Genomic DNA, 26018 nt, shown 5'->3' on the forward strand with positions numbered 1-26018 from the left:
AAGCCATCAGCCAAACGCGCTGCCGCCGCAAGACAGGCATTATCGGGAGAGAAATGCCCGCCATGACGAGGGGCGGTGCCGACGTCGTTCCAAGGCGATCGTAGATCGTAAAGCTAGCTGAGCATGACTCTGCCCTCAACCTGTGCTATGCGCCGCGCTTCCTTTCCGGCACGATGCGTGAAATCGGCCGCAAACCGCTTATATCAGTGCAACCATGACCCTTTCATTCGATCTCACCACTGACAGCGCCCGCGACGCGTTGCGTGCCCGCTCGGCACAGCCCGAAAAGCAGTCGCTGATCGGCCTGACGCGGATCGAACTCGCCGAGACTCTGGTTGCATCAGGCGCTGTGCCCGAGCGCCAGGCGAAAATGCGCGCCCAGCAGCTGTGGCACTGGATGTATGTGCGCGGCGTCTCCGATTTCGCCGGCATGTTCAACATCTCCAAGGATCTGCGTGCTGAGCTCGACAAGCATTTCACCGTCGCCAGGCCCGAGATCGTCGAGGAGCAGATTTCCGCCGACGGCACGCGAAAGTGGCTGTTCCGCTTTCCGCCGCGCGGCGCCGGCCGGCCCGTTGAGATCGAAACCGTCTACATTCCCGAAGAGGGTCGCGGCACGCTGTGCATCTCCTCGCAGGTGGGCTGCACGCTGACCTGCTCGTTCTGCCACACCGGCACGCAGAAGCTGGTGCGCAATCTGACGGCCGAGGAGATCCTCGCCCAGCTGCTCACCGCCCGCGACCGGCTCGGCGATTTCCCTGACCGCGACACGCCCGACGGCGCCATCGTGCCGGCCGAAGGCCGCAAAGTGTCCAACATCGTCATGATGGGCATGGGCGAGCCGCTCTACAATTTCGAAGCGGTGAAGAAGGCGCTGCTGATCGCTTCCGACGGTGACGGCCTGTCCCTGTCGAAGCGGCGCATCACGCTGTCGACCTCCGGCGTCGTGCCGGAAATCTTCCGCACCGGCGAGGAAATCGGCGTCATGCTGGCAATCTCGCTGCATGCCACCAATGACGATCTGCGCGACTTGCTTGTCCCGATCAACAAGAAGTATCCGCTGAAGGAACTGATCGCCGCCTGCCGCGCCTATCCCGGCCTGTCGAACGCCAAGCGCATCACCTTCGAATATGTGATGCTGAAGGACGTCAACGATTCCATCGAGGACGCCAAGGGACTGATCAAGCTGCTCAAGGGCATTCCGGCCAAGATCAACCTGATCCCGTTCAACCCGTGGCCGGGCACCAATTACCAGTGCTCGGACTGGGAGACGATCGAGAAATTCGCCGACTACATCAACAATGCCGGCTATGCCTCGCCGATTCGCACGCCGCGCGGCCGCGACATCCTCGCCGCCTGCGGCCAGCTCAAATCCGACTCCGAGCGCATGCGCAAGGTCGACCGGCTGGCTCTGGAAGCGATGATGATAGCGGGGCACGGCGAGGCGTGAACCGCCCCTTCGCCTGCCTAAGACGCCTCGCCATCATGGCGGTCGGCTATGTCGCCGCCGTGCTGACCTCGATCCTGGTGCCGGTGCTGCTGATCGCTCTTCTGGAAGGCATCGAAGACGGCAACTGGTCGATCATTTTCGCCTTCGACTGGCTTGGCTCGTTCCCGCTCGCCGTGTTGACCGTAATGATCGGCGCGCTGTTGATCGTCGGCCCGGCGCTCTTTGTCGCCGAACGGTTTTCACTTCGGGGATGGTTCTACTTCGCCGCCACCGGTGCGATCACGTCCATTGCCTTTGGCGTATCCATGCCGCGCTCCGCCAGCAGCTTTGTCTTCAATCCGGGCTTTCTGGGTTTTCTCGCCACCGCCGGCATCGCCGCCGGTTGGATCTACTGGCTTCTGGCTGGACGCAGGTCCGGCACGGGCCGGAATCTGGGCCGGGATTGATGGCGCGTCTCGTCGGCTACCTCATCCGTTTCACCGTCATCCTGTTCGGCTATGCCGTCGCCTCGCTGGCGGCGAGCGCCTTCCTCAACATCCTGTTCCTGGCATCGCTCGGCTACACGCCGGAGCATGCACATCCGACGGCGACGGCTTCCCTGTATTTCTCAATTCCCTTCGCCGCCCTGTTCGTCGCCTATTTCGCCCTGATGCCGGCCTCTGTCGTCATCCTGCTTGCCGAAATCCTGGGCCGGCGCGACTGGCTGTTCTATGCGCTGGCGGGCGCGGTGGTTGCCGGTGTTTTCCTCGGGCTTGCCGACCACAGCGGTGACACCGCCTTCGCCGTCAGGGACACCAGCGCCATCATGGCCGTGATCGGCAGCGGCATGGTCGGTGGTATCTTTTACTGGCTCAGCGCCGGGCGCTGGGCCGCAAGCTGGTGGCAAGGCGAACCAGGATCAAAAGAGGATGGCCGGACAGGATGACGGCGCCTACTTCGCCTGCGCCGTCAGGATCTTGAGGGCGAAGGCGGAGAACACGCCGGCAAACAGATAGTCGACCACCCGCGTAACGCGCGGGTTGCCCTTCATCGCCGCCGAAAACTTTTCCGCCGCCAGCACCATCGGCACCGTCACCGGGACCGACAGCACGATGAACATCAGCCCAAGGAAAAACAGCTTTCCCGGTGCGTTCGGATCATGTGCGGAGACGAACTGCGGCAGGAAGGTCATGAAGAACAGGATGATCTTCGGGTTGAGCAGATTGACGCCGAGGCCCGCCGCCCAGCTGCGCAACAGCGAAATCTCGGGTCCCGTCTTCTTCTCCGGCGAAAAGGCCGAGCCCCTGGTGATTGCCTGCCAGGCCAGGAAGACGAGATAGCCGGCGCCGAAGATCTTCAGCACGAAGAATGCCATCGGCGAGGCGACGATCAGCGCCGAGACGCCGACCACCACCAGCGTGGTGTGGATCAGCGTGCCGCAAAGCGCGCCGGCCATCGAGGCAAAGCCGGTGGCACGGCCCTGGCTCAGCGTGCGCGAGACGAACAGGGTCATGTCCGGCCCCGGCGTGATCGCCAGGATGACCGTGGCGATGGCGAACTGGATCAGCGTGGTGGTGTCTGGAATGAACGACATGAGCGGCCCCGGGGAATTGGGAGGCCTATACAGGATGCGCCATGTCGACGCCAGACACAGCAGCGATCCGATCTCGATCCAGCAGGCGTCTGCACGGCATTCGCTGGGCGCCGGCCGCGGCAGTCCTATGCCTGCCTGCTCAGCCGTATCCTCGCTGGCTCCTCCGCGAAGAGTCGATCGTTGCGGACATCGGTGTCCCCGGTGATCTGGTCGATGGGCTTCGGCCGGCCGAGAAAATAGCCTTGCGCCTCATTGCAGCCTTCGACCTGCAGGATGGTGAGCTGGACATGTGTCTCGACGCCTTCGGCGAGCACCGGAATGTCGAGGCTGCGGCCCAGCGTCAGCACCGCCCGGATGATGGCCTTGGCCTGCGGGCTTCGCTCGACATCGGCCATGAATGAGCGGTCGAGCTTGATCTTGTCGAAGGGAAACGAGCGCAGCGTATCGAGCGATGAATAGCCGGTGCCGAAATCGTCGATCGCGATCGTCACCCCAAGCGCCTTGACCTGGCGCAGGACATGCAGCGTGCGCACCTTGTCGGCGACGATCGTCGATTCGGTCAACTCCAGCTCCAGCCGTTTCGGCGACAGCCCGGTCTCGATCAGGATCTGATGGACGAGCTTGGCGAGATCGGCATGGGCGAACTGCACCGGCGACAAATTGACCGCGATCTTGTGGCCATTGCCCCACGAGGCCGCCTGCCGGCACGCGGTCCGCAGCACCCATTCGCCGATCGCCATGATCGAGCCGTTCTCTTCGGCAATCGGGATGAATTCGGCGGGCGGGATCATACCATGCACGGGATGGGTCCAGCGCAGCAGCGCCTCGTAGCCGCAGGTGGCGCCGGTCGGGACCGAGGTCTGCACCTGATAGTGAAGCGAAAGCTCGCAGCGGTCGATCGCCTGGCGAAGGTCGGTGGCCAAGGCGCGGCGCGCCCGCGCCGTCTCGTCCATGGCGGATTCGTAGAAGCAGACGGCTCGCGTCACGTCGTTCTTCGCCCGGTACATGGCAAGGTCGGCGTTGCTGACCAACCTTTCCCGATCGGCTCCGTCGCGCGGATAGACCGCGACGCCGATGCTGGCGCCGGCGGCGATCTCGAAATCGTCGAGCCGCAACGGCTCGAACAGGGATTTCTCCAGCCTCGAGACCATGCCGAGCAGGTCCTTCTGATCCTTGAAGCGCTTGATGGCGGCGAACTCGTCACCTCCGAGCCGTGCGACGAACTCGCCCTCGCCGGTGAGTTTCGCCAGCCTGCGGGCAACGATCTTGAGAGCCTGGTCGCCGGCCGCGTGTCCCCTGAGGTCGTTGATCTCCTTGAAGCGGTCGAGATCGATGACGATGACCGCCGTCATTGTGTCCTCGCCCTCGCATGCCCGGTCGATCTCATGGTCGAGGCGGTCGTTGAAGGAGACCCGGTTGGGAAGGCCGGTAAGGGCGTCGTTGAGGGCGAGATGCTGAAGCCGCTCGAAACTCTCCAGTCGGCCACGCTCATCGATCAGGTAACTGGCGAAGCCGGTGGCCGCGACGATCAGGCCGACCACGGCGACGGCGACCGCCATTGCCACCAGAATATCGGGATTGGTGCCTGTGCTGATGAAAGACAGCGGCGTCACCGCCACCGCGGCCATCGCCGTGAAATGCAGGCCGACGATCGCCAGCACCAGCAGCCCGATGGCGAGATAATGCGACCAGCGGTATGGCCGGCGCACGGCATGGCCGACGGCCAGGGCGGAGAACACCGCCGAGATGACCAGTGAGGCCACGACATAGGAGCCGTCCCATTCGACAATGCCGGCAACGTGATAGGCCATCATGCCGGTGTAGTGCATGGCCGAGATCGCCAGGCCGACGACGACGCCGCCCCATTCCGGGGCCAGGCGCCGGCTCTTGCCGGATGCGAGGGTGAAGCCCAGCCCGGTGCCGACGATGGCGATGACCAGGGACGCCATGGTCAGGACCGGATCGAAGGTGATCGGCGCGCCGGGCTGGTAGGCCAGCATGGCGATGAAATGGGTGCACCAGATCGACGAGCCGGCGGCGACCGCGGTCAGGAACAGCCAGCCCTTCATCTGCACGCCGGTGGTTTTCCTCGAACGGTCGAAGAGGCCGATCGTCACCCAACAGCCGGTGACGCACATCAGCGCCGCCAGGAGGACAAGCCACAGATTATGCTCCGTGGCGATGCATGATATAACGCGCATCGAGAGTCGCCCAAGCCCGAGGAGCCCGCGATGTGCGAGCAAAAGCTGCTCCGGCATCGACATGCGAACCAGGACAACTCTGTCCTGCTTGTTTAGCGTCGCCGCATGAAAACTTGATTAAATCCGCCAGTCGAATGCATCCTATGATTGTAGCAGGTTGTTTCCCAGAGCATGGCCCCGAAAAGCGGGCCGGCTTCTCGGACAAACGATTCTTTCGTTTGTCCAGACATCATGCCCGCCGCCTGCCTCACGCTGGATCGGCAGTCTGGCACGTGCCTGCGATCGCCTGCCAGGCAAGGAAGGCGAGATAGCCGGCGCCAAAGATCTTCAGTGCGAAGAAGGTCATCGACGAGGCGACGATTAGCGCGAAGCGTGGTGTAGATCAGCGTGCCGCACAGCGCGCCGGCCTTGAGCGCATCGATCATCGTCGGCGCATCTCGCGCAAACCGCGGCGCGAGGCCGGGGCTGTTGGTACCAAGACAGGCGATGATGCCGGAAGCGGGACGTAGGACCCAGCTTAGCCCCCGAAACTTCTCACCGCGTTGGGTCGCATGGTGTCCATGGTCGCCCCATTGCGATCCTCGTCAAGCAGCGAGTTGCTACCGAAGCTGGCGCGCACGCCGATCAGGACTTCGTGGCTTGAATAACCCGTTTCGGAGACCGTGGTCCGCTCGAACTGATAGCGCCCAAACAGCGACCACGGCGTATCGTCGAAGCGGTATGTGGCCTGAACGGCGGCGTCAAACATGTCCTCGTTGGAGCCCACGAGCGTTCTGTGGAAATCGAGTTCGGCATCCAAGCGAAAATTCTTCTGGACGAAATAACGCGCGACGCCGCGGACACCCCATTGGTCGAAACGTTCGATATCGAAATGTTCGGAATCGAAGGTGAACTGGCCATAATAGGCTTGGCCGTAAAGGGTCAAATTGCCGAGATAGACCTGGGCTTCCGGCCCCACCTGATAGTCGTACACACTTACGTCGCGAAGGAAATTGGAGCCATAGGATTTGTAGGCAGCGAAAACGCCAGCCGCAAAACTGTCGGGATCGCGATAATAGCCATGGATCGCGGCGCCGGTGCCATCCAGGTGAAAGTCGTCCTGCCAGATGCGGTCGTAGGTGAGGTCGCCTTGCAGGTTCCAGCGCCCGGCAAACGGAATGTTGACGCGACCTGCACCACCGCCGCCCCGGACCGTGTCGTCGTTGCCGTCGGGAAACCTTAGTCCGCCAAGGTAAAGTTCGCCGTAGCCGGAGATATGCGGCGTGACCACCGTTTCTTCTGCGATCGGCTGCAAGATGTCGGCCGCGTAGGAAGACGTCGCCACGACCAATGACGCGACGACAATAGGAAAACGCTGCATGTGACCCCCGAGTATTGCGAATATACTGATGCAGCTAACACGCGGAAGGTCCTAAAAGTAAAAAGAAATGGACGCGACCGCTCGACTTGGCCGATTGCAGCCAAGGTGCAGCATTTTTGCAACGAAAGCTTGTCTTCGGCCGCTAAAATCAAGTGCTGCCGCATCTTTCGCGTGTCTGAAGCACGCGCGGCGCTGTAACGCCAGCGTTCCGAGCCGGGTTGACGGCGAAGTTCTCAGAGGACTGAAAAGAGATAAATCGGAACCCACGCGATCAGCCAAGCCACAACAGCGAAAGCTCGTCACCCGCGTTCGTCACCCCTGCCGTGCGCCGTTCATCTCTTGCGCAAGGCCGTTCATCTCTTGCGCAAGCCGGAAACCCCGTGATACTCGCGCGCCAAGAACTCCTGTCGCGGAACCGCCAAATGTCCAAAACCAAAGACATCAAGAAAGTCGTGCTCTCCTATTCCGGCGGTCTCGACACATCCATCATCCTGAAATGGCTGCAGACCGAGTTCGGCGCCGAGGTCATCACCTTCACCGCCGATCTCGGTCAGGGTGAAGAGCTGGAACCGGCGCGCCGCAAGGCCGAGATGATGGGCATCAAGGACATCCGTATCGTCGATGTGCGCGAGGAATTCGTCGCCGACTTCGTCTTCCCGATGTTCCGCGCCAACACCGTCTATGAAGGCACCTATCTGCTCGGCACCTCGATCGCCCGGCCGCTGATCTCCAAGCATCTGGTCGATATAGCCCGGGAAACCGGCGCCGATGCGATCGCGCATGGCGCCACCGGCAAGGGCAACGATCAGGTTCGCTTCGAGCTCTCGGCTTACGCACTGAACCCCGACATCAAGGTCATCGCGCCGTGGCGCGACTGGACGTTCAAGTCGCGTACCGACCTGATGAATTTCGCCGAGCAGCACCAGATCCCGGTGCCGAAGGACAAGAAGGGCGATGCACCGTTCTCGGTCGACGCCAACCTCTTGCATTCGTCCTCTGAGGGCAAGGTGCTGGAAGACCCGTGGGTAGAGCCGCCGGAATTCGTTCATCAGCGCACCGTTTCGCCGATGGACGCGCCGGACAAGGTCACCGAGATCGAGATCGAGTTCCTGAAGGGCGATCCGATCGCGCTGAACGGCAAGAAATTGTCGCCGGCAACCATGCTGACGGCGCTCAACGATCTCGGCCGCGACAATGGCATCGGCCGGCTCGACCTGGTCGAGAACCGCTTCGTCGGCATGAAGTCGCGCGGCGTCTACGAAACGCCAGGCGGCACCATCCTGATCGCCGCCCACCGGGCCATCGAATCGATTACGCTCGACCGAGGTGCGGCCCACCTCAAGGACGAGTTCATGCCGCGTTACGCCGAGCTGATCTATAACGGCTTCTGGTTCGCACCCGAACGGCTGATGCTGCAGGCGATGATCGACAAGAGCCAGGAAGACGTCGAGGGCACGGTGCGGCTCAAGCTCTACAAGGGCAACGTCATGATCACCGGCCGCAAGTCGAAGAAGACGCTTTACTCCGATGCGCTGGTCACCTTCGAGGATGACCGTGGCGCCTATGACCAGAAGGACGCCGCCGGCTTCATCCGCCTCAATGCACTGCGGCTGAGAACGCTGGCAGCGCGCAACCGCGCCAAGTAGGGCGGATGCGCGGTTTCGGTCGCTGCCTGGCGCCGCTGATTGTTCTGGCGACGCCGGCGGCCAGCCAGGAGTTCGACCCCGCCTCTCTTGACCTTCCGGCGCTGATCGAGTGCAGGGCGGACGTTCCGACCTACAACGACTTTGCCCTGTGGCTATCCAGCGCACCGGGTGCCGTTGAAACGCTTGGCTGGAAGGAGGTTGCCTCCGGCAATCCGTTTCTCAGCCAATACGAACTGCCGGCCAAAATCCGCGTGTTCAACCGCGAGACAGGATCGATCGTGTTTACCGCTGCGGGGCCGATGGCCGTGCTCGACGGCGTTGCCGCGCCGGAGCTTGCAAAAGAACTCGACGTCATGGCCGTGTTTTCCACGCCGCAAAAATTCCTTGGCGAAAAGGTCGTTGTCCAAAGCACCGAAGAGTCGGAAGGATTGACCTTCTCCACCGACGTCAAGCTCAACGTCTCGACCGTCGAGTCCCATCCCGGCAAGACCCTGGCCGGCTGCTCCTACACGCTCGAAATCAAATAAAAACCCGGCATTCACGCCGGGTTTTCGATCAAGTCAAAAATGGCCGGGGCCTTCTGCCCGGTGCATGTTCCGTCAATCGCCGTCGATCGCCGTGGCAATGCGGGCGATGGCCTGCTGATAGACGCTCGCGGAATTCCAGCCGGCAATCGCGCCCATATTCGCACTCGCGCTCGCACCTGCCCGCCAGCCATGGCCCTTGAGGAAGTTGGCGGTGGAAGCCAGCGCCGTGCCCTTGTCGCGCAGGTTTCCGCCGCCGACGCCATATTTCAGGACGTTTCCTGGCAGGAACTGCGTGTGTCCGATCTCGCCATGCGCGGCCCCGACCGACGAGGCTGTCAGCGCCCCGCGATCGACCAGCTTCAGGGCGGCGATCGCATGCGGGTAGAAGAACCCCGGGCGGCGGCAATCATAGGCAAGCGTCAAAATGGCAGAGACGGTGTTCTGGTTGCCCATGGCCGAACCGAAGCCGGTTTCCATACCCCAGATGGCCAGCAACACGCCCGGCGACACGCCGTAATTCGCTTCGATCTTGGAGAACAGCGCCGCATTCGACTTTTTCAGCGACCGGCCCTTGGAGATAATCGCCGCGCCGCCGCGCCGCCGCATGAAATCGTCCACCGAGCCGCTGAAGGCCTTGTGAATGCCGCGGTCGACGGAGATGGTCTTTGTCGCGTAGTTCGCCCCGGCCAGAGCGGCCAGCCCCTTGGCGCCCACACCTTCCGACCTGGCCTGCGCGGCAAAGTCCTGCTTCCAGGCCTCGAAGCCGGCGCCGGTCTTGCCGCAGCTGGCCGCTGCCTGTGCGCCCGTCGCCAGCGCAAGCACCGCCATCGCGGCCGCTGCAAACATCTTTCCCTTGGCAAGAATTGCCATGTTGATCTCCTGGTTGCCTGAATCACGTCCCAATTGCGAACTTGCCAGCGAAACGCGCACTTGTCACTGTCACCGCTGCAATGCTGGCGAATGCCGTGGAATTTGCCTAGGATCAAGTGATTATTGTGGCAAGGGGGCTGCATGCAAGACGTTGATGTCGTCATCATCGGCGCCGGCTCGGCGGGTCTTGCCGCTGCCAAAACCCTGCAGGCGGCGGGGCTTTCCTTCACGCTGCTCGAAGCGATGGACAGAATCGGCGGGCGAGCCTGGACCAGCGACCAGCATTTCGGCGTGCCTTTCGACATCGGCTGCGCCTGGCTGCATGCCGCCGACCGCAATCCCTATTTTCCCGAAGCGCAAGTGGCAGGCTGGACGTTGCATCATCACGACATGAATGTCGATCATCTCTACTACCGCGAGCGCAAGGCGAGCGAAGCGGAAGAAGCCGACATGAAGGCCGCCGACGCCAAGCTGTTCGAACTGCTGGCCAGGCATGAAGTGAAGGACGGAGATGACGATCGTCTTTCGGCGCTGTTGGCAAAAGGCCATGCGCCGCGCGCCGCCGCCACCTTCGCCGGGCCGATGGATTTCGGCGCCGACGAGGACGAAATCTCGATCCTGGACTTCCAGGCCGCCGCCGATCTCGACCCGAACTACTTCAGCAAGGAGGGCCTTGGCGCGCTGGTGGCGCGTTTCGGCGCCGGCGTGCCGGTCGAACTGTCGACGCCGGTACGCAAGATCCTGTGGGACGTGCCCGGCGTCGCCTGCGTCACCGATCGCGGCACCGTCCGCGCCAAAGCGGTGATCGTGACCGCTTCGCCGGCGGTGCTCGCCTTCGAGGAGATCGCGTTCTCGCCGGCCCTGCCCGACACCCATGCCTTCTTCGACCTGCCGATGGGCATGCTGACCAAATTGCCGGTCGAAATATCGGGCACAAGGCTCGGGCTGCAGCCTTTCGACGACCTGCTGATCGAACGGATGGCCAGGCACGACATCTATTTCCTGTGCTTCCCGTTCGACCTTGACCTGATGGTCGGCTTCGTCGGCGGCGATTTCGCCTGGGAAATGTCGGCGGCCGGCGAGGCGGCCGGCATCGACTTCGTCGTCGACCGGCTGTGCGGCATCTTCGGTGGCGATACGCGCAAGCATGTCGGACGCGCCATGATGACCAATTGGGGCGGCGAGCGCTTCGTGCGCGGCGCCTACGCCGCCGCCCGCCCTGGCCGTTCACTGGCGCGCGCCGCGCTCATGCAGCCGGTGGCCGACAAGATCTTCTTCGCCGGCGAGCACTTGGCCGGCCCGCTGATGCAGACCTGCGGCGGCGCACGGCTGTCGGGCGAAGCGGTGGCAAGACAGGTTGTCGCCCAGCTTGCGGCCAAATAGCTTCAGGAAAATGTGGAACGCCGCGCGGCTGTTCGCGTTGGGCACGGGCCGCCGTGAACATCTATGTCACCTCCGGTGAATTGAGACCGACATGAAACTCTTCGACTGCCCGCATTGCGGCCATCGCATCTATTTCGAGAACGCCCAGTGCCTGAACTGCGGGAACCCCGTGCTCTACGATCCCGAGCACGCCTGTTTCGCGCTGGCGAGCGCCGACGGCATCTTCCAGTGCACCAACGCCGATGAATGCGCCTGCAACTGGATGGCCGAGCCCGGACACGCCTTTTGCCGCGCCTGTGCGCTCAACCAGTTGATCCCGGATCTCTCCGTCGACGGCAACCGCCGCCGCTGGATCCGTGTCGAAGCGGCGAAGAAGCGCGCCATCTATTCGCTGCTGGCCTTCGGGCTGCCGGTGGCGCCCAAGCAGAACCCCGCCGACGAGATCGGGCTGGCCTTCGACTTCCTCGCCGATCCGATCGGCGGCGGCCCCGGCGGCGAGCGGATCCTGACCGGCCACGACAATGGCCTGATCACGCTCAACGTCGCCGAGGCGGATTCGGCCGAGCGCGAGAAGCGGCGCGTCGAGATGGGCGAGAACTACCGCACCTTGCTCGGTCATTTCCGTCATGAGCTTGGGCATTATTATTGGGACCGCCTGATCCGCGACGATCCGCACCGGCTCGAAGCTTTCCGCGCACTGTTCGGCGATGACCGCGCCGATTACGAACAGGCGCTGAAGGCCTATTATGCCAATGGTGCGCCGCCCGACTGGCAGCAAGGCCACATCTCGGCCTATGCGACCTCGCATCCATGGGAGGACTGGGCCGAGACCTGGGCTCACCACCTGCACATCACCGACACGCTGGAAATGGTGCACGCACTGAACTTTCCGCTCGGCCGGCTGGAGACGGTGGAGGCCAACGACTTGCCGCGCGGCGACACAGGCGGCGAATTGCAGGCCGCACCCTCGGAGCCGCCGACCGCGCCCGAGTCTTTCGAAAAGATCCTTGCCCGCTGGCTGGTGCTGTCGGAAGCCTCCAATTCGATCAACCGCTGCATGGGCCTGCCGGACCTCTATCCCTTTGTCATTTCGGACGTCACGGCGCGGAAATTGGACTTCGTTCACGAACTTCTGACCGATTTGCCTGGAGAACAGGGAACAAATCGTGAGTTGGCACAGGCGCTTTAGCGGGAACGCATGAGCTGCTGCCCCGTTTTCGCTGGCGAGGGACCATGAAAACGGAGAGAAACCATGAAATCCCTGTTGTTTCCGGCGGTCGCCGGAATGCTGACCGTGATGTCGGGCGCCGCGTTTGCCGACACCGCCGTCTCAGCCATCACCGACCTTAACGTTCGCGCCGGACCCGGCCCGCAATACCCTGTCATCGGCGTGCTCGCCGCCGGTCAGTCGGCAACGCTCAATGGCTGCATCGAAAACAGCAAATGGTGCACCATAGCCGAGGCCGGCGGCCAGGGCTGGGTCTATTCCGACTATGTGACGGCCGATATAGGCGGCAGCCGGGTGGTGCTGGCGCAACGGCGCGCCAGCGTTGCTGTCGTCTCGCCGCCGGAGGACATCGGCAACTACTCGACCGATTATACCGGCGCGATCATCGCCAGCGATCCGGTCGTGGATGACTTCCCGCCGCCCCCGGCTGAAGTCCGCACCTATGTCGACACGCATCGCCTCGATCCCATCTATCTGGAAGGCGAAGTGGTCACCGGCGCGACCCTGCCCGACACCGTCGAGCTGCGCGAGATTCCGGACTACAATTACCGCTATGTCTATGTGAACGGCCAGCGGGCGCTGATCGATCCGCAGACCCGGCGCATCATGTACGTCGTGCGCTGACGACAATTGACATAAGCGGCCGCTGCCACAGCAGCGGCCGCCGGCAGGCGGCACCGCAGCGTCGCCTCTTGTGCGCCGACGCTGCTCTGAGCATTGTCCTTTGCGGAAAACTTCCGATTTTTCCGGCGGTCGGTTAGTCAATAGGCGATGACTTTGGCAAAGGAGCCCGCGTGACCATCGATCCGGCCGCCTTCGAGCGCTACAGGCATTCGCCGAACGCCAGGACGACCTTGCCGCGCCTGTTGCTCGGAACGGGGATCGTCGTCCTTTTTTGGGCAGCAACCACCGTGGCCGTGCTGGTCGGCGGCACCTATGCCTTCTTCGCCCGGCAGGCGGCCCCATCATCCGGCATGCAGGGTTTCCTCGCCTCGCCCATCGGCATCCTCACCGCGCTCGTCTCGTTCGCCGGCATCTGGATCGGCCTGTGGGTCGCGATGCGCTGGGTGCATGGCGAGAAGCTGTCGGCGCTGCTCGGCAACAGCCGGCGTGTTTCATGGTCCGGCTTCCTCAAGGGGCTGATCGCGGTGCTGATCACCTCGTTGATCTCCGAAATCCTGCTCTATCTCTTGCAGCCGCAGATCGCGCGCGGCCCGATCAGCCTGTCGTCCTGGCTGCTGTTTGCGATCCCGATCGCCGCGCTCACTCTGTTGCAGACCTCGTCGGAAGAGTTGCTGTTTCGCGGCTACCTGCTGCGCGGGCTGGCCAGCCGGTTCAAGAGCCCGTTCATCTGGGCGCTGCTGCCGGCCCTGCTGTTCACCTCGCTGCATTGGAGTGCGAGTTCGTCGCCAGCCATCAACGCCTGTGTGCTGGCGTCGATCGCCGCTTTCGCGCTGCTGCTGACGCTTGTCGTTTACGCAACAGGCAATCTCGGCGCCGCGCTGGGTGCTCATCTCGGCAACAACCTGACCGGCTTCCTGCTGATCTCGCATCAGGAAAGCTCCAATTCCTTCGCCCTGTTCAACGCCAGGCCGCTCGAGGGACCGGGCTGGGCAACGTCGGATGCGGTTCTCATCGCCTTCATCGGCATCGCCTGCAGTCTGCTGACCATCGGGCTGCTTTTGCATCCGCGCTCGCCGCTCAAGGTCGCCGCCGAGCTTCCGGACCGCGCGAGCACGGCCTGAATGCGGGTCCGGGAATGACGCCACCCGGCCCTTGTCTTGACTCTTGCGCAGATTTCCTGTCTACACGCCCCGAATTCCGCGACGAGTATCCCTCCGAGCAAGCCGACCAGGACGCCGACACCTGTTTGAGGTGAAGTGCTGTAAATCGATCCTGGAGGCCAACACCCGGCAGCGCTGAGCGCCCCCGGGTGCTTTTTGGTTTTGGCTTTTGCTTGGACTTTTGGTTGGACACTGGGCGCGAACGCATTACCTCTCGGGCACCATCCGGGTGCCAGGGAAAAGGAAAACGAATGTTTGAATCGCTACAGGAACGTCTTGGTTCGATCCTGAACGGCCTGACCGGCCGCGGCGCGCTGTCGGAGGCTGATGTCTCGGCGGCGCTGCGCGAGGTGCGCCGTGCGCTGCTCGAAGCCGACGTGGCGCTGGAAGTGGTGCGCTCCTTCACCGACAAGGTGCGCGAGAAGGCCGTCGGCGCTGCCGTGGTCAAGTCGATCAAGCCCGGCCAGATGGTCGTCAAGATCGTTCATGACGAACTGGTCGACATGCTCGGCGCCGAAGGCGTCGCCATCGATCTCAATGCCCCGGCGCCGGTCGTCATCATGATGGTCGGCCTGCAGGGTTCCGGCAAGACGACCACTTCGGCCAAGATCGCCAAGCGTCTTTCCGAGCGTCAGAACAAGAAGGTCCTGATGGCCTCGCTCGACACGCGGCGCCCCGCCGCGCAGGAGCAGCTTCGCCAGCTCGGCGAACAGGTCAAGGTCGCCACGCTGCCGATCATCGACGGCCAGTCGCCGGTCGACATCGCGCGCCGCGCCGTGCAGGCGGCCAAGCTCGGCGGCCACGACGTCGTCATCCTCGACACCGCCGGCCGCACCCATATCGACGAGCCGCTGATGGTCGAGATGGCCGACATCAAGAAGGTATCGAGCCCGCACGAAATCCTGCTGGTCGCCGATTCGCTGACCGGCCAGGACGCCGTCAACCTGGCCAAGAGCTTCGACGAGCGCGTCGGCATCACCGGTCTCGTGCTGACCCGCATGGACGGCGACGGCCGTGGCGGTGCTGCCCTTTCGATGCGCGCCGTCACCGGCAAGCCGATCAAGCTGATCGGCACCGGCGAAAAGATGGACGGGCTGGAGGAATTCCACCCCAAGCGCATCGCTGACCGCATCCTCGGCATGGGCGACATTGTCTCGCTCGTCGAAAAGGCCGCCGAGAACATCGACGCCGAACAGGCGGCGGCGATGGCCAAGAAGATGCAGTCGGGCAAGTTCGACCTGAACGATCTCGCCGGCCAGCTTCAGCAGATGTCGAAGATGGGCGGCATGGGCGGCATCATGGGCATGATGCCCGGCATGGGCAAGATGAAGGACCAGATGGCCGCCGCCGGTCTCGACGACAAGATGTTCGGCCGCCAGCTCGCCATCATCTCGTCGATGACCAAGGCAGAGCGCGCCAATCCCGATTTGCTCAAACATTCGCGCAAGAAGCGCATCGCTGCCGGATCCGGCACCGACGCGGCCGAAATCAACAAGCTGCTCAAGATGCATCGCGGCATGGCCGACATGATGAAGGCAATGGGCGGCAAGGGCAAAGGCGGCGGCCTGATGCGTGGCATGATGGGCGGCCTCGCCTCCAAGATGGGCCTCGGCGGCATGATGCCCGGCGGTATCGGTGGCATGATGGGCGGCGGCATGCCGGACCTGTCGAAGATGGATCCCAAGCAGCTCGAAGCCTTGCAGAAGCAGGCGCAGGCAGCCGGCCTAGGCGGCGGCATGAAAGGCCTTCCCGGCGGCGGTGGCCTGCCCAGCGGCATGCCAGGTTTGCCCGGCGGCATGAAACTTCCCGGGCTTCCCGGCCTCGGCGGTGGCGGGCTGCCCGGCCTTGGCAAGAAGAAGTGAGGACGCCATGAACGAAGAAAAGGACATGGCCGACGCCCGCGCCCTCCTGGCAGATTACCGGGCGTCGATCGACAACATCGACGCAGCCCTCATCCACATGCTTGCCGAGCGCTTCCGCTGCACCAAAGCGGTTGGCGTGCTGAAGGCGACCCATGGCTTGCCGCCGGCCGACCCGGCACGCGAGCAGCAGCAGATCGCCCGGCTTCGCCAGCTGGCGAAGGATGCCCATCTCGACCCGGATTTCGCGGAAAAGTTCCTCAACTTCGTCGTCCGCGAAGTGATCCGCCACCACGAACAGATCGCCGCTTCCAACGGCGTGACGAAAACCAACTGAAACCCAATCAACGAACTTAGTTTTTAGGAGAAAAGAAATGCCGTTGAAGATCCGACTGGCCCGTGCGGGCTCGAAGAAGCGTCCTTACTACCACGTCGTCATTGCCGACGCCCGTTCGCCGCGTGACGGCCGGTTCATCGAGTCCATCGGCTCGTGGAACCCGCTGCTGCCCAAGGACGGCGAACGCGTCAAGGTCGACGCCGACCGCGTCAAGCATTGGCTGGCGCATGGCGCCCAGCCGACCGACCGCGTGCTGCGCTTCCTCGACGAGGCCGGCCTTGTCAAGCGCGACGCCCGTTCCAACCCGAAGAAGGCCGAGCCGGGCAAGAAGGCGCAGGAACGCGCTGCTCTTCTGAAGAAGGCGCAGGAAGATGCCGCTGCTGCCGTTGCCGCCGCCGCGGCTGCACCGGCCGAGGCGGAAGCCGCAACCGCCGAATAAGTATTTGCTCTATCGCATCCAGGAAAACGGCGGGCCATGTGCCCGCCGTTTTTTCATTCGACCCTGTCTGTAAAAGCCGCCCGGTCAATAGCCGCGCGGGCAGCGGTCAATATAGACGCGGCCACGGCTATCGCGGTAGCGGCATTCGCCACGCTCGCTCGCCCGGCCGATCAGCGCGCCGGCAACAGCGCCGACAGCACCACCGACGACGGCGCCTTCAACCGGATCGCCGGCGACCGCCGCACCGACGGCAGCGCCACCGAGGCCGCCTACGGCCGCGCCTTTTTCCGTTTGCGAACAAGCGGCGAGCGGCACCAGCAGCGCCATCAAAAGCATCGTTTTCTTCATCGTCGTTCCTCTCCGATAGGAGCCGCCTCCGCCGCCGGGCGAATCTCTAACTCGCAACTCGGCGATTCGATCCCTGAGATATTGCCCGGCAAAGGGTTCAGGCTTCGAGCCGAAAGCGGTGCTTCGATCCGAATCTAACGGCTGAACGGGATCAGCGCGCGGAGCCTGGGATCGCGCAGATACAGGCCACCCCACAGGATAATGCCGAGATAGACGCCGAACAGAATGTGCGAGAACAGCGGGTTGTCGACGCGGACATTGGTGGCGATGGCGCCGCCCATATAGGCGGTGAGCAGGATGGCGCCGAGCACCGAGGTGCGCGGCAGCGCATAGAGAGCGGTCGAGATAAGGCCGATGACGCCAAGCATGCGCGCGACATTCGGATCGGCCGGCCAGCCAAGCGGTACCATCGTCTGGACGACGATATCGAGCGGCGGCAGCTTGATGGCGCCGTCGAAGATCATGAACAGCACGATGACGCCGCTGAGCGCGCGGCCGGTCCACAAAGCGCCCGGCGAGACGGGCGCGGTTTCGGAAATGCTCATGATGGTCCCTCCTGATGGTTCTATCCCCTTCTTGCTGGGGTCGAACCAAGGACGTGGCATGGAGCGGCGATCCGACAGCGGGGCAGATTCTTTTAAGCCCGCGCGCCTTTGCCTACGAAAAATAGAACTTTTCCGCCGGGATCATCTTCGGCGGCGTTTCGCCAAGCGCCTCGAACACCGAGATTTCGCAGACACGGCAGAGGCTGTCGAGAGCGAGGTCGTTGGCTTCGGTCCCGAACGGATCCTCGAGCTCTTCCGACAGCGCGTCGAGGCCGAAGAAAGTGTAGGCGATCAGCGCGGTGAACAGCGGCGTCGCCCAACCGGTGGTCGAGATCAGGCCGACCGGCAGCAGCAGGCAGACGATATAGGCCGTGCGATGCACCAGCAGCGTGTAGGCGAACGGCAAGGGCGTACCGGCGATCCGCTCGCAGCCGGCCTGGATGGCCGCGACCGACGCGAGCCTCTCATCGAGGATACGAAAGCCGATCGTGTCGACGTCGCCCGCCAGGCGCTGCGCATTGGCACGCCGGCCCATCCGCCTGACCATCTCATCCGCCGGATTGGAAAAGGCTGCTGCCTTGTCCGCCTCCGCGTCGATGAAGGCACGGGCATCCTTCATGCTGTCGATCTTGCGCAGCTGCCCGCGCAGGAAATGACAGAAGGCGAGCGCTTCCATCAGCAAGGCGCGCTGTTCAGTCTGGTCCGGGATGAGGCTGGTGGTGGCGCGTGCCAGGTTGCGCATTTCGAAGACCAGCGCGCCCCACAGCTTGCGCGCCTCCCACCAACGGTCGTAGGCGGCGTTGTTGCGGAACGAGAGATAGATCGACAATGTCACGCCGACCAGGCCGAAAGGCGTGATGTTGAAGACGCTGAAATCAAGCTGGAACCGGCGCGCCGCGGCCAGGACGATCGCGGAATAAAGCGCGAAGCCCAATATTTGCGGCAGAATGCGTGGCACGACCGAACCGCGCATGATGAAGAACAGCTGCAGCAATGTGGGGCGCGGGCGAACGATCATCGAAGGCCTTTCACGGACCGGCACTGGCCCTCAGCTTCTCTATTGTGCGATGCGACAGCTCTGCAAGCCCAGCCGCCAGCGACATCGCCATGTCGTCCTTGCAGCGCCTGGACTATCGGCACGCGCCGGTCGCGGATATTGAAGAGCACGTGGGCTGCGGCCCGTTTTTTGCAGGCGAGGGAAGACAGATGGCCGGCGAAACCGATCTCAAGACACTGCTGGCGTCGATGACACCGGAGCTGCTCGCCGGCGCCTATGTCTTCGTCACGCTGGCACCCGGCGTCCCTCAGCCGGAAGGCGTTGAGCCGGTGATGGTGTTTCGCGAGCGCGAGGGTGTGACGCTGATCGTGACCGAGGAGGAGGCCAACGCCGCGGCACTGACCGCTTCGTTCCGCTGCCGGATGCTGACGCTGAACATCCATTCGTCGCTGGAAGCCGTCGGCTTCCTCGCCGCCATCACCACGCGCCTAGCCGCCGCCGGCATGGGCGTGAACCCGGTTTCGGCCTTTTATCACGACCATCTGTTCGTTCCCGCCGATAGGGCGGAGGAGGCACTGAAGCTGCTGATCGGGCTGGCCGAGGACAACCGAGTGTAGCGCATCGGCGAAGCTGCCGATCTCCCCCTCGTGGGGGAGATTGGCCTTCATCAATGCTCCGCAAACCTTCAGCATCCCGGCCGAGGGCGGAGCCCGCGACCGCGGGCCAGCCGCGCTAGCGGCGGTGCGGCCCGTGAGCGAAAACTAAATCAGCCGTCAGGCCGCCTTCTTCTTCGGCTGGATCAGGCCGCGCTCGACCAAAAGCTCGGCGATCTGCACCGCGTTGAGTGCGGCGCCCTTGCGCAGATTGTCGGAGACGATCCACATCGACAGGCCGTTGTCGATGGTCGAATCCTCGCGGATGCGCGAGATGAAGGTGGCGTCCTCGCCGGCCGATTCCAGCGGCGTGATGTAGCCTCCGTCCTCTCGCTTGTCCAACACCTGGCAGCCTGGGGCTTCACGCAGGATATCCCGCGCGTCGTCGGCGGTGATCGGCTTTTCGAACTCGATGTTGACCGCTTCCGAGTGGCCGATGAACACCGGCACGCGCACGCAGGTCGCCGTCAGCTTGATCTTGGGGTCGAGCATCTTCTTGGTCTCGGCGACCATCTTCCACTCTTCCTTGGTGGAGCCGTCGTCGAGGAAGACGTCGATGTGCGGGATGACATTGAAGGCGATGCGCTTGGTGAACTTCTTGACCTCGACGCCATCGGCGACGAAGACCGCGCGGGTCTGGGTAAAGAGTTCGTCCATGCCTTCCTTGCCGGCGCCCGACACCGATTGATAGGTGGCGACGACGACGCGCTTGATGGTGGCGAAATCGTGCAGTGGCTTCAATGCCACCACCAGCTGCGCCGTCGAGCAGTTCGGATTGGCGATGATGTTCTTGCGCGTGAACAGCGAGATCGCGTCCGGGTTCACTTCCGGCACGATCAGCGGCACGTCCTGGTCGTAGCGGAAGGCCGACGAATTATCGATGACGACGCAGCCCTGCTTGCCGATCTTCGGCGACCATTCCTTGGAGACGCTGCCGCCGGCCGACATGATGCAGATGTCGGTGTCGGAAAAATCATACTGGTCGAGCGTCTTCACCTTCAGCGTGCGGTCGCCGAACGACACTTCCGTGCCCTGGCTGCGCCGCGACGCCAGCGCCACGACTTCGCTTACCGGAAAGCCGCGCTCTTCCAATATGTTGAGCATTTCCCGGCCCACATTGCCCGTGGCGCCGACGATCGCTACCTTGAAACTCATCGAAAAATCTCCTGTCCCTCTCCGCTTGGTTTTGGAGAAACCCGCTGGCCGCTGCGGGTTCCGTCCCCCGGGCCGAACCCGGGAGAGGGTGGTTAGGCCAAGGGAATCACACCGTTTTGGTGGTGGTTTTGCCAGTTTTCTCGGCCAAGAATGCGGTTTTGCTGAAACGAGGAGATGCGCCGACGCGCCCGGCCCAATGATGTGCATTGAGGCTGGGGGCATCGAATGCAGGAAGAGCCGTCAAAAGGCCGCGCATCGAAACTGTCCCGTTCGGTGCCGGCTTTTACGCGGTTTGCGGCAAGAGTCAATTGCCGAGCGGCGCCTGGTTTTGCGCGCGCCCTGTACAATCGCGGCTGCGCGAAGTACGAACGGCCAAGATTGTTTGGCTGGCGCGAGGCCCGCCCCGGCATGTGCTCCGTGATGAGCGCGGACCCTAAAATTCCGAAAGAGTGAGATGTCCAACTTCGAAGCACTTGTTCCAGCGCTTGCCAGGGCGCTGGAGAAACGCGGCTATTCCGAGCTGACGCCCGTCCAGAAGGCGGTCGTGGCGCCCGAGCTCGGCGAGGCCGATGCGCTGGTTTCGGCGCAGACCGGCTCCGGCAAGACGGTGGCCTTCGGCCTCGCTCTGGCGCCGACCCTGCTTGAGGGCGCGGAGCGCTTCGGCCACGCCGCCGCACCACTGGCGCTGGCGGTGGCGCCGACGCGCGAACTCGCCTTGCAGGTGACGCGCGAACTGGAATGGCTCTACGAACTGACCGGCGCCACCGTGGCGTCCTGCGTCGGCGGCATGGACATGCGCTCGGAGCGGCGGGTGCTGGAGCGTGGCGCCCATATCGTCGTCGGCACGCCCGGCCGGCTGCGCGACCACATCACCCGGCGCTCGCTCGACATGTCGGCGCTGAAGGCGGTGGTGCTCGACGAGGCCGACGAGATGCTCGATCTCGGCTTTCGCGAAGACCTCGAATTCATCCTCGACGCCGCTCCGGCCGAACGCCGGACGCTGATGTTCTCGGCCACGGTGCCGCGCTCGATCGCCACGCTCGCCCAGGGCTATCAGCGCGATGCGGTGCGCATTTCGGCCGCCGGCGAGGAGAAGCAGCATCTCGACATCGAATATCGGGCGCTGAGCGTCGCCCAGCCCGACCGCGAGAACGCCATCATCAATGTGCTGCGCTATTACGAAGCCAAGAACGCGCTGGTGTTCTGCAACACGCGTGCCGCCGTCAATCATCTGACCGCGCGCTTCAACAACCGCAACTTCTCCGTCGTCGCCCTGTCGGGCGAGCTCAGCCAGAATGAGCGCAGCCATGCGCTGCAAGCGATGCGGGACGGCCGCGCAAAAGTCTGTATCGCCACCGATGTCGCGGCGCGCGGCATCGACCTGCCCAATCTTGAGCTGGTCATCCACGCCGATTTGCCGACCAACCCGGAAACGCTGCTGCACCGCAGCGGCCGCACCGGCCGCGCCGGGCGCAAGGGCGTCAGCGCGCTGATCGTGCCCAACAGCGCCCGCAGGCGCACCGAACGGCTGTTGCAGAACGCCGGCCTCAAGGCGACATGGGCGAGCCCGCCCTCGGCCGACGACGTGATGCGGCGCGACGACGAGCGCATCCTTGCCGATCCGGCTTTCGATGAGCCGGTGAAGGAGGACGAGCGCTCCTTCATCGACGCGCTGCTCGCCAGGCATGGCGCCGAACAGGTGGCCGCTGCCTTCGTGCGCCAGTGCCGCGCCAGCCGCTCGGCCCCCGAGGACCTCATGGAGATCGCGCCCTTCACGCCGTCGCGTGAAAGACCGGCGGGCGAAGGTTTCGCGCGCCGCGACGAGGCGCCCAGCCGCCGCGACGATTTCGGCGACAGCGTCTGGTTCTCGCTGTCGATCGGGCGCCGGCAGAATGCCGAGCCGCGCTGGCTCATCCCGATGCTATGCCGCACCGGCAGCATCTCGAAGCGAGAGATCGGCGCCATCAAGATGCAGCCGGAAGAGACCTACGTGCAGATCGCGGCGGATTGGGCAGACCGCTTCCTGGCCGCGATCGGTCCCGACCGGAAGCTGCAAGGCAACATCCTGGTGAAGCGGCTCGACGGTACGCCCGATCTGTCGCGCGCCGGCTATCAGCCGCCAAGCCCCGACAAGAAGCCGCATCGCGGCAAGGCGCCGTTCGATCCCAACGCGCCGAAGCGCAAATTCGAAAAACGTGCACCGGCAGCAGCCGATCAGCGCCCGACCGCCCCGCATGATGCAAAGCCATGGGCGAAGAAGCCGGGCAAGCCGAAATTCGACACCTCTGGTGCACCCAAGCACAAGAAGGCGAAGAAGCGGCCTTCGTAAGACCGGGCAACGAGCCTCATCCGCCCGCATGACGCCGGCCGCATCCCGATGCGGTCTTGCCCATCGGTTCGGCCATGTGCCACAGCTTGGCAGGGACGTGGCAAGTGGGGGTGGCAAATGCGCGGCAAAGTGCTTCACTATGACGAAGTCCAGGGCTTCGGCTTCATCACCGGAGCCGACGGCAACCGCTACACCTTCACCCGCGAAAACCTGCGCCGGGAAACCACTATGCGGAAGGGCGCGGGCGTGGAATTCCAGGCGGGCGGCGGCCAGGCGCGCGACGTCTTTTTGATCGCCGCCGAGACGGCTGCACCGGCCGGCGACGCTGGTACGAGCGCCGCGCCGACTCAAGCCGGTAACGCACCATCCGCTTCTGCGCCACAGGCCCAGCATTTCGGCCGTTCCTCCGGGCCGGCCGAGCCCACCGATCTCTGGGGCTATTTCTGGCGTGGCGTGACGCAGAACTATTTCAATTTCGCCGGACGTGCCCGCCGCAAGGAATATTGGGGTTATTTCCTGTTCTGGGTGGTCTCGCTGCTTGTCATCGGCGGTATCGGTCTTTTCGCCGACAACGAAATGGGCAATTTCGACAGCAGCGTATCGGCGGCGGTAACCGTCGGCCTTTGCGGCACCTTCGTCCTGGCGACACTGCTGCCCAGCCTCGGCATGACCGTTCGCCGCATCCATGACATCGGCCTCTCGGGCTGGCTTTATCTGGTGGTGCTGATCCCGACCATCGGCAGCCTGATCATCCTGGTCTTCGCGCTGATCCCGACGCAGGCTCGCGAAAACCAGTGGGGACCGGTGCCGGCGGGCGTCAGGGTCTAGGGATGATCGCCTTCAGCGCCTCGCCCGAAAGCCTGAGAAAGACCTTCTGGCCGTGGCGTTCTGCGCCAAGCCGGTCGTAGAAACGCTGCGCGCCTTCGTTCCAGTCCTCGCTGGTCAGGTCGATGCGGCCGATGCCTTCGCGCAGGCAATGATCGGCGAGAAAGCCGATCAGCGCCCGGCCGACACCAGCGTCGCGGGCTTTGTCGCGCACGAACAGGTCCTTGAGGAACAGCAGCCGCTCGAGATCGATACCGGGATGCGCGATCGCCACCGACGCCAGGCCGCTGACCTCGCCCTCGACGAAGGCGAGCGCGAAATGCGGATAGGCCGGGCTTTCCTCGCCAAGCCATTTTCGTGCCGCAGACAGGGCCCGGTCGGCATCGAGAGGCGGTTGCCGATAATGTTCCGCCATCTCGCAAACATGGTCGCGAGCGTCGTCGCGTCCTCGATCGTCGCCCAGCGGACGTCGACCGTCACGGTATCAGCCCAGGAATTTGGCGATGATCGCGTCGCCCATCTCAACCGTACCGACCTCGGTCATGCCATCGGACATGATGTCTTTCGTCCGCAGGCCCGCGTCGAGCACGGCGGCGATCGCGCCTTCGACGCGGTCGGCTTCATCGACCATGCCGAAGGAATAGCGCAGGCACATGGCGAAGGAGGCGATCATGGCGATCGGGTTGGCAATGCCCTTGCCGGCAATGTCGGGCGCCGAACCGTGCACCGGCTCGTAGAGCGCCTTGCGCTTCTTGGTCTTCACGTCAGGCGCGCCGAGCGAGGCCGACGGCAGCATGCCGATCGAGCCGGTCAGCATAGCGGCGATATCGGACAGCATATCGCCGAACAGATTGTCGGTGACGATGACGTCGAACTGCTTTGGCCAGCGCACCAGCTGCATGCCGCCGGCGTCGGCCAGCATGTGGTCGAGCTTGACGTCGGAATAGCGCGCCTTGTGGGTCTGGGTGACGACCTCGTTCCACAACACGCCCGACTTCATCACATTGCGCTTTTCCATCGAGGTGACGTGGTTCTTGCGGGTGCGCGCGAGTTCGAAGGCGACGCCCGAAATGCGCTCGATCTCGAACGTGTCGTAGACCTGCGTGTCGATGCCGCGCTTCTGTCCGTTGCCGAGATCGATGATCTGCTTGGGCTCGCCGAAATAGACGCCACCGGTCAGCTCGCGCACGATCAATATGTCGAGACCTTCGACCACCTCCTGCTTGAGCGAGGAGGACGCCGCCAGCGCCGGATAGCAGATGGCCGGGCGCAGATTGGCGAATAGCTCCATGTCCTTGCGCAGGCGCAGCAGGCCGGCTTCCGGGCGCACCTCGTAGGGCACCGCATCCCATTTCGGACCGCCGACGGCGCCGAACAGCACCGCGTCGGCCGCCATCGCCTTTTCCATGTCGGCATCGGAGATCGCCGCGCCATGCGCGTCATAGGCGCAGCCGCCGACCAGCCCCTCATCGGTGGCAAAACCGCTGCCGAGCCTGTCGTTCATGACCGCGATCAGTTTCTTGACCTCGGCCATGGCCTCAGGACCGATGCCGTCACCGGGGAGCAGGAAAAGATGCTTCGTTGCCATGGAGAAACCGTCCTGGAAAGAATGTGTTTCGATTTGCACAGCGTCCTTTGCGCCCCAAAAGGCGCGCGTCGCTGTGCGACCGCGGTCTTGCTAAACGCCAAGCGAGTTGCATGCAAGGGGACGAGCGCCGAGATCCTTCTGTCCCGCCAGCGTCGGAAGCGTCCTGTGGCCGTCTACCGATGCGAGAGAATGTTGATCAGCCGGCCGAACGGATCGCGGACGTAGAAGCGCCGCACGCCCCAGGGCTCGTCGGCCGGTCCGTATTCGATGGCAAAGCCCGCCGCCTGCATGGCGTCGAGCGCCGCATCGACATCGTCGACCTCGATGGAGAGGTCGGGCACCGGCGTGCCGGAGCCGCCTTGCGCCATGAAGCTGACCTGGACATCCATCTTTGCTTGCGAGCCGTAGGTCGCGATCCAGCCGAGGTCCATCAGCAGGTCGAGACCGAGCACATCCTGGTAGAAACGCTTCGCCGCCGCGACATCCGCTGTCTCGATATTGGCAACGATGCGCTGGACTTTCATCGTCGGTCGCCCTTCAGGCCGTGCGCCGCAGCGCCGTCACCTCGATCTCGATCTTCATTTCCGGTTTGTTGAGCTGGCAGACGATCATCGTCGCTGCCGGCCTGATGTCACCGAACGTCTCGCCGAGGATCGGGAAGACTACATCCACGAAGGCCTGGTCGGTGATGTAGTAATGCGCCCGCACCACGTCAGCCATCTCGAAGCCGCCGTCCTTCAGCGCGTTGCCGATCGTCGCCAGGCAATTGCGCGTCTGCGCCTCCACCGTCTCCGGCATCGTCATCGTCGCATAGTCGTAGCCGGTGGTGCCGGACACAAAACACCAGTCGCCCTGCACCACGGCGCGCGAATAGCCGGCGGTCTTTTCGAACGGCGAACCGGTGGAGATGAGTTTGCGCAT

At 63.7% G+C, this 26018-nt stretch carries 28 protein-coding genes and 1 pseudogene; 15 read left to right on the forward strand and 14 right to left on the reverse strand.

Annotated features, from left to right (window positions below; translation table 11 throughout):
- Positions 1-214: 214 nt before the first annotated feature.
- The 3 genes from rlmN to A4R29_RS28675 are packed head-to-tail and all read left to right on the forward strand — an operon-like array spanning position 215 to position 2375.
- Complete coding sequence (gene rlmN, locus A4R29_RS28665; RefSeq protein WP_027162882.1) at positions 215-1450, forward strand: dual-specificity RNA methyltransferase RlmN; 1236 nt, start codon at positions 215-217, stop codon at positions 1448-1450.
- A 59-nt stretch (positions 1451-1509) separates the two neighbouring features.
- Positions 1510-1896, forward strand: coding sequence for a hypothetical protein (locus tag A4R29_RS28670; protein WP_244506876.1), 387 nt, complete (start codon positions 1510-1512; stop codon positions 1894-1896).
- Positions 1896-2375, forward strand: coding sequence for a hypothetical protein (locus tag A4R29_RS28675; protein ID WP_063173380.1), 480 nt, complete (start codon positions 1896-1898; stop codon positions 2373-2375). Before A4R29_RS28670 ends, A4R29_RS28675 begins: the two co-directional genes overlap by 1 nt.
- A gap of 6 nt (positions 2376-2381) precedes the next feature.
- On the opposite strand, the gene A4R29_RS28680 is transcribed toward A4R29_RS28675, so the two are convergent.
- From A4R29_RS28680 to A4R29_RS28690, 4 genes and pseudogenes are all read right to left on the reverse strand, one after another.
- Positions 2382-3023, reverse strand: coding sequence for a LysE family translocator (locus A4R29_RS28680; RefSeq protein WP_063173381.1), 642 nt, complete (start codon positions 3021-3023; stop codon positions 2382-2384).
- 125 nt (positions 3024-3148) lie between these two features.
- Complete coding sequence (locus tag A4R29_RS28685) at positions 3149-5224, reverse strand: putative bifunctional diguanylate cyclase/phosphodiesterase (RefSeq protein WP_082827597.1); 2076 nt, start codon at positions 5222-5224, stop codon at positions 3149-3151.
- Positions 5225-5504: 280 nt separating this feature from the next.
- A pseudogene (locus A4R29_RS34310) lies at positions 5505-5591 on the reverse strand (LysE family translocator); the annotation flags it as partial.
- A gap of 150 nt (positions 5592-5741) precedes the next feature.
- Positions 5742-6584 carry a hypothetical protein gene (locus tag A4R29_RS28690; protein WP_063173382.1) on the reverse strand — a complete coding sequence of 281 codons (843 nt, stop codon included), beginning with the start codon at positions 6582-6584 and terminating at the stop codon, positions 5742-5744.
- Between the two features lie 422 nt (positions 6585-7006).
- Here A4R29_RS28690 and A4R29_RS28695 point away from each other — a divergent pair, with 422 nt between their 5' ends.
- Together A4R29_RS28695 and A4R29_RS28700 are read left to right on the forward strand one after the other, a co-directional pair.
- On the forward strand, positions 7007-8230 hold the full coding sequence (locus tag A4R29_RS28695; RefSeq protein WP_063173827.1) for an argininosuccinate synthase: 1224 nt from the start codon (positions 7007-7009) through the stop codon (positions 8228-8230).
- Between the two features lie 5 nt (positions 8231-8235).
- Positions 8236-8757 carry a hypothetical protein gene (locus tag A4R29_RS28700; protein WP_063173383.1) on the forward strand — a complete coding sequence of 174 codons (522 nt, stop codon included), beginning with the start codon at positions 8236-8238 and terminating at the stop codon, positions 8755-8757.
- 72 nt (positions 8758-8829) lie between these two features.
- Here A4R29_RS28700 and A4R29_RS28705 read toward each other — a convergent pair whose 3' ends face one another.
- A complete protein-coding gene (locus tag A4R29_RS28705; RefSeq protein ID WP_024504026.1) occupies positions 8830-9627 on the reverse strand; it encodes a lytic murein transglycosylase in 798 nt (265 codons plus the stop codon).
- Positions 9628-9768: 141 nt separating this feature from the next.
- On the opposite strand from A4R29_RS28705, the gene A4R29_RS28710 reads away from it, so the two are divergent.
- The 7 genes from A4R29_RS28710 (at position 9769) to rpsP (ending at position 16657) form a co-directional block, all read left to right on the forward strand.
- Positions 9769-11010 (forward strand): flavin monoamine oxidase family protein, encoded by a 1242-nt coding sequence (locus A4R29_RS28710; protein ID WP_063173384.1) that lies wholly within the window; start codon positions 9769-9771, stop codon positions 11008-11010.
- Between the two features lie 91 nt (positions 11011-11101).
- On the forward strand, positions 11102-12199 hold the full coding sequence (locus A4R29_RS28715; RefSeq protein WP_013528805.1) for a zinc-binding metallopeptidase family protein: 1098 nt from the start codon (positions 11102-11104) through the stop codon (positions 12197-12199).
- 63 nt (positions 12200-12262) lie between these two features.
- Positions 12263-12862, forward strand: a complete 600-nt coding sequence (locus A4R29_RS28720; protein ID WP_063173385.1) for a DUF1236 domain-containing protein — start codon at positions 12263-12265, stop codon at positions 12860-12862.
- Between the two features lie 170 nt (positions 12863-13032).
- Positions 13033-13983 (forward strand): CPBP family intramembrane glutamic endopeptidase, encoded by a 951-nt coding sequence (locus A4R29_RS28725; RefSeq protein WP_063173386.1) that lies wholly within the window; start codon positions 13033-13035, stop codon positions 13981-13983.
- Positions 13984-14273: 290 nt separating this feature from the next.
- Positions 14274-15884, forward strand: a complete 1611-nt coding sequence (gene ffh, locus A4R29_RS28730) for a signal recognition particle protein (RefSeq protein WP_063173387.1) — start codon at positions 14274-14276, stop codon at positions 15882-15884.
- Between the two features lie 7 nt (positions 15885-15891).
- The gene (locus A4R29_RS28735; RefSeq protein ID WP_013528801.1) at positions 15892-16218 is read left to right on the forward strand and encodes a chorismate mutase; all 327 of its coding nucleotides are present in this window, start codon (positions 15892-15894) and stop codon (positions 16216-16218) included.
- A 37-nt stretch (positions 16219-16255) separates the two neighbouring features.
- A complete protein-coding gene (gene rpsP, locus A4R29_RS28740; protein WP_013528800.1) occupies positions 16256-16657 on the forward strand; it encodes a 30S ribosomal protein S16 in 402 nt (133 codons plus the stop codon).
- An 84-nt stretch (positions 16658-16741) separates the two neighbouring features.
- Here the strand turns inward: rpsP and A4R29_RS28745 are convergent, their stop codons facing one another.
- The 3 genes from A4R29_RS28745 to A4R29_RS28755 form a co-directional block, all read right to left on the reverse strand.
- A complete protein-coding gene (locus tag A4R29_RS28745) occupies positions 16742-17005 on the reverse strand; it encodes a YMGG-like glycine zipper-containing protein (RefSeq protein ID WP_013528799.1) in 264 nt (87 codons plus the stop codon).
- Between the two features lie 134 nt (positions 17006-17139).
- A complete protein-coding gene (locus tag A4R29_RS28750; RefSeq protein ID WP_013528798.1) occupies positions 17140-17550 on the reverse strand; it encodes a DoxX family protein in 411 nt (136 codons plus the stop codon).
- A 112-nt stretch (positions 17551-17662) separates the two neighbouring features.
- Positions 17663-18568: a bestrophin family protein gene (locus A4R29_RS28755; RefSeq protein WP_063173388.1), complete on the reverse strand. Its 906-nt coding sequence runs from the start codon at positions 18566-18568 to the stop codon at positions 17663-17665.
- 188 nt (positions 18569-18756) lie between these two features.
- Between A4R29_RS28755 and A4R29_RS28760 the strand changes: the two genes are divergently transcribed.
- Complete coding sequence (locus A4R29_RS28760) at positions 18757-19164, forward strand: ACT domain-containing protein (protein ID WP_013528796.1); 408 nt, start codon at positions 18757-18759, stop codon at positions 19162-19164.
- A 156-nt stretch (positions 19165-19320) separates the two neighbouring features.
- Here the strand turns inward: A4R29_RS28760 and A4R29_RS28765 are convergent, their stop codons facing one another.
- Together A4R29_RS28765 and A4R29_RS34700 are read right to left on the reverse strand one after the other, a co-directional pair.
- On the reverse strand, positions 19321-20355 hold the full coding sequence (locus A4R29_RS28765) for an aspartate-semialdehyde dehydrogenase (RefSeq protein ID WP_013528795.1): 1035 nt from the start codon (positions 20353-20355) through the stop codon (positions 19321-19323).
- Positions 20356-20461: 106 nt separating this feature from the next.
- Positions 20462-20611 (reverse strand): hypothetical protein, encoded by a 150-nt coding sequence (locus A4R29_RS34700; protein WP_167355191.1) that lies wholly within the window; start codon positions 20609-20611, stop codon positions 20462-20464.
- Positions 20612-20809: 198 nt separating this feature from the next.
- On the opposite strand from A4R29_RS34700, the gene A4R29_RS28770 reads away from it, so the two are divergent.
- Both A4R29_RS28770 and A4R29_RS28775 read left to right on the forward strand, forming a co-directional pair.
- Positions 20810-22684 carry a DEAD/DEAH box helicase gene (locus A4R29_RS28770; protein ID WP_063173389.1) on the forward strand — a complete coding sequence of 625 codons (1875 nt, stop codon included), beginning with the start codon at positions 20810-20812 and terminating at the stop codon, positions 22682-22684.
- Positions 22685-22801: 117 nt separating this feature from the next.
- Positions 22802-23512, forward strand: a complete 711-nt coding sequence (locus A4R29_RS28775) for a DUF805 domain-containing protein (RefSeq protein ID WP_063169563.1) — start codon at positions 22802-22804, stop codon at positions 23510-23512.
- Here A4R29_RS28775 and A4R29_RS28780 read toward each other — a convergent pair.
- From A4R29_RS28780 to A4R29_RS28795, 4 genes are all read right to left on the reverse strand, one after another.
- The gene (locus A4R29_RS28780; protein WP_244506877.1) at positions 23502-23924 is read right to left on the reverse strand and encodes a GNAT family N-acetyltransferase; all 423 of its coding nucleotides are present in this window, start codon (positions 23922-23924) and stop codon (positions 23502-23504) included. The two genes, A4R29_RS28775 and A4R29_RS28780, sit on opposite strands and share 11 nt — an antisense overlap.
- A 69-nt stretch (positions 23925-23993) precedes the next feature.
- Entirely contained in the window at positions 23994-25097 is a 1104-nt protein-coding gene (gene leuB, locus A4R29_RS28785) for a 3-isopropylmalate dehydrogenase (RefSeq protein ID WP_013528791.1), read from the reverse strand.
- A 173-nt stretch (positions 25098-25270) separates the two neighbouring features.
- On the reverse strand, positions 25271-25621 hold the full coding sequence (locus A4R29_RS28790) for a VOC family protein (protein WP_063173390.1): 351 nt from the start codon (positions 25619-25621) through the stop codon (positions 25271-25273).
- A gap of 13 nt (positions 25622-25634) precedes the next feature.
- A complete protein-coding gene (locus A4R29_RS28795) occupies positions 25635-26018 on the reverse strand; it encodes a RidA family protein (RefSeq protein ID WP_063173828.1) in 384 nt (127 codons plus the stop codon).

It is taken from the genome of Mesorhizobium ciceri biovar biserrulae (genome assembly GCF_001618845.1).
Classification (GTDB): Bacteria; Pseudomonadota; Alphaproteobacteria; order Rhizobiales; family Rhizobiaceae; genus Mesorhizobium; species Mesorhizobium ciceri.

Excerpts from the sequence above, each read along its gene's own strand:
- rlmN (WP_027162882.1), top strand. The coding sequence starts at position 215 with ATGACCCTTTCATTCGATCTCACCACTGACAGCGCCCGCGACGCGTTG.
- A4R29_RS28675 (WP_063173380.1), top strand. The coding sequence starts at position 1,896 with ATGGCGCGTCTCGTCGGCTACCTCATCCGTTTCACCGTCATCCTGTTC.
- A4R29_RS28680 (WP_063173381.1), bottom strand. The coding sequence starts at position 3,023 with ATGTCGTTCATTCCAGACACCACCACGCTGATCCAGTTCGCCATCGCC.
- A4R29_RS28685 (WP_082827597.1), bottom strand. The coding sequence starts at position 5,224 with ATGCGCGTTATATCATGCATCGCCACGGAGCATAATCTGTGGCTTGTC.
- A4R29_RS28690 (WP_063173382.1), bottom strand. The coding sequence starts at position 6,584 with ATGCAGCGTTTTCCTATTGTCGTCGCGTCATTGGTCGTGGCGACGTCT.
- A4R29_RS28695 (WP_063173827.1), top strand. The coding sequence starts at position 7,007 with ATGTCCAAAACCAAAGACATCAAGAAAGTCGTGCTCTCCTATTCCGGC.
- A4R29_RS28700 (WP_063173383.1), top strand. The coding sequence starts at position 8,236 with ATGCGCGGTTTCGGTCGCTGCCTGGCGCCGCTGATTGTTCTGGCGACG.
- A4R29_RS28705 (WP_024504026.1), bottom strand. The coding sequence starts at position 9,627 with ATGGCAATTCTTGCCAAGGGAAAGATGTTTGCAGCGGCCGCGATGGCG.
- A4R29_RS28710 (WP_063173384.1), top strand. The coding sequence starts at position 9,769 with ATGCAAGACGTTGATGTCGTCATCATCGGCGCCGGCTCGGCGGGTCTT.
- A4R29_RS28715 (WP_013528805.1), top strand. The coding sequence starts at position 11,102 with ATGAAACTCTTCGACTGCCCGCATTGCGGCCATCGCATCTATTTCGAG.
- A4R29_RS28720 (WP_063173385.1), top strand. The coding sequence starts at position 12,263 with ATGAAATCCCTGTTGTTTCCGGCGGTCGCCGGAATGCTGACCGTGATG.
- ffh (WP_063173387.1), top strand. The coding sequence starts at position 14,274 with ATGTTTGAATCGCTACAGGAACGTCTTGGTTCGATCCTGAACGGCCTG.
- A4R29_RS28735 (WP_013528801.1), top strand. The coding sequence starts at position 15,892 with ATGAACGAAGAAAAGGACATGGCCGACGCCCGCGCCCTCCTGGCAGAT.
- rpsP (WP_013528800.1), top strand. The coding sequence starts at position 16,256 with ATGCCGTTGAAGATCCGACTGGCCCGTGCGGGCTCGAAGAAGCGTCCT.
- A4R29_RS28745 (WP_013528799.1), bottom strand. The coding sequence starts at position 17,005 with ATGAAGAAAACGATGCTTTTGATGGCGCTGCTGGTGCCGCTCGCCGCT.
- A4R29_RS28750 (WP_013528798.1), bottom strand. The coding sequence starts at position 17,550 with ATGAGCATTTCCGAAACCGCGCCCGTCTCGCCGGGCGCTTTGTGGACC.
- A4R29_RS28755 (WP_063173388.1), bottom strand. The coding sequence starts at position 18,568 with ATGATCGTTCGCCCGCGCCCCACATTGCTGCAGCTGTTCTTCATCATG.
- A4R29_RS28760 (WP_013528796.1), top strand. The coding sequence starts at position 18,757 with ATGGCCGGCGAAACCGATCTCAAGACACTGCTGGCGTCGATGACACCG.
- A4R29_RS28765 (WP_013528795.1), bottom strand. The coding sequence starts at position 20,355 with ATGAGTTTCAAGGTAGCGATCGTCGGCGCCACGGGCAATGTGGGCCGG.
- A4R29_RS34700 (WP_167355191.1), bottom strand. The coding sequence starts at position 20,611 with ATGCGCGGCCTTTTGACGGCTCTTCCTGCATTCGATGCCCCCAGCCTC.
- A4R29_RS28770 (WP_063173389.1), top strand. The coding sequence starts at position 20,810 with ATGTCCAACTTCGAAGCACTTGTTCCAGCGCTTGCCAGGGCGCTGGAG.
- A4R29_RS28775 (WP_063169563.1), top strand. The coding sequence starts at position 22,802 with ATGCGCGGCAAAGTGCTTCACTATGACGAAGTCCAGGGCTTCGGCTTC.
- A4R29_RS28780 (WP_244506877.1), bottom strand. The coding sequence starts at position 23,924 with ATGGCGGAACATTATCGGCAACCGCCTCTCGATGCCGACCGGGCCCTG.
- leuB (WP_013528791.1), bottom strand. The coding sequence starts at position 25,097 with ATGGCAACGAAGCATCTTTTCCTGCTCCCCGGTGACGGCATCGGTCCT.
- A4R29_RS28790 (WP_063173390.1), bottom strand. The coding sequence starts at position 25,621 with ATGAAAGTCCAGCGCATCGTTGCCAATATCGAGACAGCGGATGTCGCG.
- A4R29_RS28795 (WP_063173828.1), bottom strand. The coding sequence starts at position 26,018 with ATGCGCAAACTCATCTCCACCGGTTCGCCGTTCGAAAAGACCGCCGGC.